General features: G+C 66.0%; 1 pseudogene. It reads left to right on the top strand.

Going from position 1 to position 424, the window contains the following annotated elements:
• Positions 1 to 146 precede the first annotated feature (146 nt).
• A pseudogene (locus EXE45_RS18065) lies at positions 147 to 424 on the top strand (hypothetical protein); the annotation flags it as partial.

The following is a 424-nucleotide window of genomic DNA, read 5'->3' as shown; positions in this document are numbered from 1 at the left end:
GCAGCGAGTTTGCGATTTTCGCAAGCTACGTCCTACCACGGTGGTCGGTACGATACCACACGATCTTCTCGTCGCATCGGCGTCTCGGTGCGCTGAGGGGTCCACCACAAGGGATTTACCGAGATGTCGGAAATTCGGTGAGTGATATGCGCTGTTCCCGCCGCAGTGCCCTCCGACTGCTCGGCGTCGCCGGTGCCACCGCCGCCACGGCCGGCTGTCTCAACGCCGGCGACCTCGACGCGTACTCCCTCATCGCGGACGAACTGGACCTGTCGTCGATCGAGCGCCCGTACCTGTGGCCGGACCCGACCGAAATCGACGCGGTGACCCGCGTCGACTTCGCGACCGAGGCGAAGGCCGCCTGGCTCTCGGAGCTGTTCGACACGGGGAGCGTGACCGTCAAGCAGTGGCCCCTCGTCGGCCG

Origin of the sequence: Halorubrum sp. SP9 (assembly GCF_005435015.1) — an archaeon.
Lineage (GTDB): Archaea > Halobacteriota > Halobacteria > Halobacteriales > Haloferacaceae > Halorubrum > Halorubrum sodomense.
This window is presented reverse-complemented; position numbering and strand designations above follow the sequence as displayed.